General features: G+C 70.1%; 4 protein-coding genes. All 4 read left to right on the forward strand.

From position 1 onward, the window contains the following. Positions 1 to 432 (forward strand): hypothetical protein (locus CWIS_RS18710; RefSeq protein WP_048342675.1); only part of this gene is annotated, 432 nt, incomplete at its 5' end. Between the two features lie 82 nt (positions 433 to 514). Continuing rightward, positions 515 to 964, forward strand: coding sequence for a roadblock/LC7 domain-containing protein (locus tag CWIS_RS07655; protein ID WP_048342676.1), 450 nt, complete (start codon positions 515 to 517; stop codon positions 962 to 964). A gap of 14 nt (positions 965 to 978) precedes the next feature. Continuing rightward, positions 979 to 1356, forward strand: coding sequence for a DUF742 domain-containing protein (locus CWIS_RS07660; RefSeq protein WP_048342677.1), 378 nt, complete (start codon positions 979 to 981; stop codon positions 1354 to 1356). Beyond that, a complete protein-coding gene (locus CWIS_RS07665) occupies positions 1337 to 1948 on the forward strand; it encodes an ATP/GTP-binding protein (protein WP_048342678.1) in 612 nt (203 codons plus the stop codon). The genes CWIS_RS07660 and CWIS_RS07665 overlap by 20 nt, the downstream gene beginning before the upstream one ends. Positions 1949 to 1970 lie beyond the last annotated feature (22 nt).

A 1970-nucleotide genomic window follows, 5' to 3' on the forward strand; every position in this document is an offset into this window, starting at 1 on the left:
CCGGTGGCGCCCACGCCTCCCGCCGCCGGTGGGTGGGCGCCGCCCGAGTGGGCCGCCGCCCGCCAGCCCACGCCCGCCGCGACCACGGTCGACGTCCCCAACCCGGTCGTCCCGCAGTCGGTGGCTCCGCGCATCGGCACGCTCGACGACAACGTCGCCGCGATGCTGGCGCTGCGCTCCGACATCCAGGAGCAGGCGCTGTCCGAGCTGAGCCAGCTCTCGTCGTACCGGCCCAGCGTCAACAGCTCCGGCGAGCGCCTCACCAAGCGCGTCCCGACGGCCATGCCGCCGATCGCCCCCGAGCCCTCCGAGGCCGCAGGCCAGGGCCCGCAGCGTGACCCCAACGAGCTGCGGAGCCGCCTGTCGAGCTTCCAGTCCGGCACGTCCCGCGGCCGTCAGGCAGCGGGCGACTCGCCTCGGAGCTCGTCATGACCATCACCGCAGCTCCCCACATCGCCCCCGTCGTGGGGACGTTCGAACCCGCAGTCGTCGACTGCACCAGCAAGGAGGAAGTGTGACCGCGCTCAGCACCGAGGCAGCCAATTTCGGCTGGCTCCTGGACAATTTCGTCCGGACCGTGCCCGGCACTCGCCACACGCTTGTGGTGTCGGCCGACGGTCTTCTCATGGCGATGTCGGAACAGCTGGACCGCACCAGCGGCGACCAGCTGGCCGCGATCGTCTCTGGCATGTCGAGCCTGACCCGCGGCGCGTCGCGGCAGCTGCGTGCGGGGGAGGTGCGTCAGGCGATCATCGAGATGGACACGCTGTTCCTCTTCCTCATGACCGTCTCGAACGGCTCCGTCCTCGCCGTGGTCGCCGACTCGAGCTGCGACGTCGGCCTCATCGGATACGAGATGGCCATGCTCGTGTCCCGCACCGAGGCGACGCTGACCCCGCAGCTCATCTCCGAGATGCGTGGTCAGCTCCCCGTCGACGGCGCTACCCGAGCCCCGGCAGTCTGAGGAGCCCATCCTTCATGAGCGAGCACATCGAGTACGTCGCCCGAACGGTCCGGCCCTACGCCGTGACCGGCGGGCGCGTGCGCTCGGCGCGCTCCGACCTGCCGATCGAGGCGTTGGTCGAGGCGCTGCCTGACGCAGTGTCGAGTCAGGGTCTGCCGCCCGAGCGGCGCGCGATCCTGCAGCACGCGGCAAGCACGTACATCTCTGTCGCGGAGCTGTCGGCACTGCTCCACCTGCCGATCGGCGTGATCCGGATCCTGGTCTCGGACATGTCCGATCAGCAGCTCGTGCGCGTGCACACCTCACAGCCGGTCGAGGTCAACACCGGTGAGTCCCCCGCCCTGTCCCTGAGCGTGCTGGAGAGTGTTCTCAATGGCATTTCCGCCCTCTGACGCCGCGGTGGCCGCTCCGGCCGGAACCGCTGGCGCCGTCGCCCCCACAGTCGTCAAGATCGTCGTGGCCGGTGGTTTCGCCGTCGGCAAGACGACCTTCATCGGGTCCATCTCGGACATCGAGCCCCTCAACACCGAGGCCGCGATGACCGAGCACTCCATCGGCGTCGACGACGCCGGTGGTCAGTCGGACCGCAAGACCACCACCACGGTCGCCATGGACTTCGGCCGCATCGCGCTGCCGGGCTCGCTGTGGCTGTACCTGTTCGGCACGCCTGGCCAGGACCGGTTCCTGTTCATGTGGGACGACCTGGTGCGCGGCGCGATCGGCGCCGTCGTGCTGGTGGACACGGACCGTCTCGACCAGTGCTTCCCCGCGGTCGACTACTTCGAGAGCCGTGGCATCCCCTTCGTCGTGGGTGTCAACTGCTTCGACGGTGTCGCCAAGCACGCGCTCGACGACGTCCGCGAGGCGCTCGCCATCCCGGCGCACGTCCCGGTCCTCTACACGGACGCGCGTTCGCGTGCGGCCACCAAGCAGGCCCTGATCGCCCTGGTGCAGCTCGCGATGGAGCGTCTGCGCCAGCGCTGACCAGCGACGTCGACGGCCGACC

This window comes from Cellulomonas sp. A375-1 (assembly GCF_001040865.1).
GTDB classification, from domain to species: domain Bacteria; phylum Actinomycetota; class Actinomycetes; order Actinomycetales; family Cellulomonadaceae; genus Cellulomonas; species Cellulomonas gelida.